At 71.7% G+C, this 2,946-nt stretch carries 2 protein-coding genes and 1 pseudogene; 1 reads left to right on the top strand and 2 read right to left on the bottom strand.

Annotation, left to right across the window (positions count from 1 at the left end; all coding sequences use genetic code 11):
* Together WA805_RS27915 and cydD are read right to left on the bottom strand one after the other, a co-directional pair.
* Positions 1–562, bottom strand: a pseudogene (locus WA805_RS27915) (thiol reductant ABC exporter subunit CydC); the annotation flags it as partial.
* On the bottom strand, positions 559–2,283 hold the full coding sequence (gene cydD, locus WA805_RS27910; RefSeq protein WP_422277360.1) for a thiol reductant ABC exporter subunit CydD: 1,725 nt from the start codon (positions 2,281–2,283) through the stop codon (positions 559–561). The pseudogene WA805_RS27915 and the gene cydD, both read right to left, overlap by 4 nt.
* Positions 2,284–2,516: 233 nt before the next feature.
* Here cydD and WA805_RS27905 point away from each other — a divergent pair.
* On the top strand, positions 2,517–2,946 hold a 430-nt coding region (locus WA805_RS27905; RefSeq protein WP_425243818.1), incomplete at its 3' end, for a GAP family protein.

The following is a 2,946-nucleotide window of genomic DNA, read 5'->3' as shown; positions in this document are numbered from 1 at the left end:
CGCCGGCAGCTAGGAGCCCGAGGGCCAGCAGGCCGCCGGCTGGCGCCAGGATCAGCAGGCAAACGGTCACCGCGCCCGCGCCGACCAGGGCCGCGGCCAGCGGCGGCCCGATGCCCCGGATGAACAGGTCCTGGGTGGCGTCCACGTCGCTGATCAGCGCGGCCAGCAGGTCGCCGGACCGGAAGGCGGCCAGCCCGGCGGGCGCGAGCCGCTCCAGCCGCCGGTAGATGGCCACCCGGATGTCACCCAGCACCCGGAAGGCGACGTCATGCGAGGTCAGGCGCTCGATGTAGCGGGATATTCCGCGGCCCACGCTGAACGCGCGGACCGCGACCACCGCGACGGATATAGCCAGGATGCTCGGATGCTCCGACGCGCGGGCCAGCATGTAGCCGGAGGTGGCCAGCAGGGCCACGCCGAAACCGGTGGCGGCCGCGCCCGCCAGGACCGACAGCGCCAGCCGCCCGCGCAGTGGCCCGGCCAGCCACAGCAGCCGCAGCAGCGGCCTGCCCCCGGCACGTCCGCTCCCGGCCTCTTCAGCGCTGACGGGTCCGCCGGTCATGTGATCACCAGCGCGGCGTCCCGGCCGCCAGGAACCACCGGTGCCAGTCTCCCGTGCTCCATGCTGACGACCCGGCCGCCGCTGCCAGCGGACCAGCCCTGCCCATGGCTGATCAGGATGACGGTGCGGTCGGCCAGCTCCGTGTCCAGGGCCGAGGCGATTAGTCGGGCCCCGGCCGGATCGAGGTGAGCGGTGGGCTCGTCGAGGAGCAGCAGCGGAGCGTCCCGCAGGAACGCCCGGGCGAGCGCGATCCGCTGACGCTGGCCGGCGGACAGCCGCAGGCCGCGCTCCCCGAGCGGCGTGTCGTAGCCGGACGGCAGCGAATCGATGAACTCGGCGGCGCCGGCCAGCCGGGCGGCCTGGCAGATGGCGCCGCGGCTGGCACCGGGCTGGCCAAGCGCGATGTTGTCGGCCGCGCTCCCGGAGAACAGGTACGGCTGCTGCGGCACCCATGCGATCTGCCGACGCCACTGCTCCAGATCCATCGCTGCCACGTCAGCGCCGCCCGCCTGGATGGTCCCAGCCGCCGGGGCCAGGAAGCGGAGCAGCAGGGCCAGCAGCGTGCTCTTGCCCGCGCCGCTTGGTCCTGTCAGCACGATCCGCTCACCCGGTGCGATGGTCAGGCCGATCCCGTCCAGAGCGGGCCGTGGTCGGCCTGGATACGTCACCGTGATTCCGTCGAGCCTGAGCTCGGCGACCCGCAGATCCGCCGTCACCGTGCCCGCAGTCGCTCGGCCCGGCCGGGCCTCCGGTCCGTCCGGTAGCGCGGTGTCCAGGATCTCGAACACGCGCCCGGCCGCGGCTGCCCCTTCCATGCTCGCGTGGAACTGGGCGCCGACCGCGCGCAGCGGCAGAAATGCCTCCGGAGTGAGCAGCAGCACCAGCAGCGCCGTCTCATAGCCCAGGTGGCCGTAGAGCAGGCGGAGCCCGACTTCCACCGCGACGAGCGCGGTCGCGACCGCGGCGGTTAGCTCCAGGACGAGGGCGGACAAAAAAGCGACCCGCAAGGTCGCCATGGTCGTTTTCCTGTAGTCGTCCGTTACCTTGGCGATGACCTGTTCCTGGGCCCGGGCACGGCCGAATACCTTGAGCGTGGGCAGGCCCTCCACCACATCGAGGAAGTGGCCGCCCAGGATGGCTAGCAAACGCCATTGCCGCCGGGTTTGCGCCTTGGTGTGCCAGCCGACCAGCACCGCGAAGACGGGGATGAGCGGCAGTGTCACCGCGATGACCACCGCGGAGATCCAGTCGGCGACCGCCACCCGGGCCACGACGGCGATGGGCACCAGGACCCCGAGTACGAGCTGCGGTAGGTACCGGGCGAAGTAGGAATCCAGCCCGTCCAGGCCCCGGGTGCTCAGGGTGGCGATCTCACCCGCCCGCTGACCGCCCAACCACCCGGGGCCGAGCCGCAGCGCCCGGGCGGTGAGCGCGCTGCGTAGCTGCGATTTGACGGTCGCCGCCGCGCGGAGCGCTGTCACCTCCCCGCCGTAGCTGACCGCCGCTCGCAATATCACCACAATGAGCAGCACTATGAGCGTGCCCGTGAGCGCGGCCGCGACGTCGCCGTGCGCCGCGGTGGCCAAGCCGTGGGCGAGCAGGCCAGCCTGAGCCAGGATCAGCGCCGTCCCGGCCAATCCGAGGGCCACGGTGACGACCAGATAGCCGCGGGCGGCCTGGGCGTAGCGCAGCAGCCGAGGATCAACCGGCCCGCGATTCATACCGCCGATGATGCGGCCATCGGGCCGCGAATAACTCACCCAGGCAGGGTGAAGCCCGGCATGCCTCCGGTGCGCGAGGGTAAACAAATCTAGCGACCAGGTGCCGGCGTGATGCCGTGATCGGGCAGCCGAATCTGGAGCGTGCCAGCCTGGAGGTGTCCGTTGCCTGATGTCGGCCACGCGGTGGGTCCCCCGCCCGCGTCGCCTGCTCAGCCGAAGATGGCGGGCAGCTTGTGATCCTGCAAGCGGCCGGGCTCGCGCTGCTGGCCGCGCTTTCCCCGACCACCCTGCTGGTGTCAGCCGTCTACCTCGGCTCCGCCCGGCCCCGGCTTGTCGCCGCAGCCTACCTCGCTGGCGCGATCATCATGAGCCTGGTGATGGGCCTGGTGGTAATCGCGATTCTGCGCAACACCGGCCTGCAGCACCATAGCCAGCGCACGCCTCGCTATGGCCTGCGGCTCGGCCTCGGCCTGCTGATGCTCGCGGCCGGCGCCGTCCTCGCCCGGCGGAAACCGAAGCAGCCCGATCCCGACAACGCCAAGCAGGGGCTCGTCTCCAGGATGATCGCCAATCCCGCCCCGCGCAGCGCGTTTGCCGTTGGCCTGCTCCTGTTCGCGCCGGGTATCACGTTCATCGCCGCGGTTCAGGTGATCGCCACGGCCA

Origin of the sequence: Trebonia sp., assembly GCF_049794275.1 — a bacterium.
GTDB lineage: Bacteria > Actinomycetota > Actinomycetes > Streptosporangiales > Streptosporangiaceae > Trebonia.
This window is presented reverse-complemented; position numbering and strand designations above follow the sequence as displayed.

What these genes read in the sequence shown, in the direction of transcription:
- cydD (WP_422277360.1), bottom strand. Translation starts at nt 2,283, where the DNA reads ATGAATCGCGGGCCGGTTGATCCTCGGCTGCTGCGCTACGCCCAGGCC.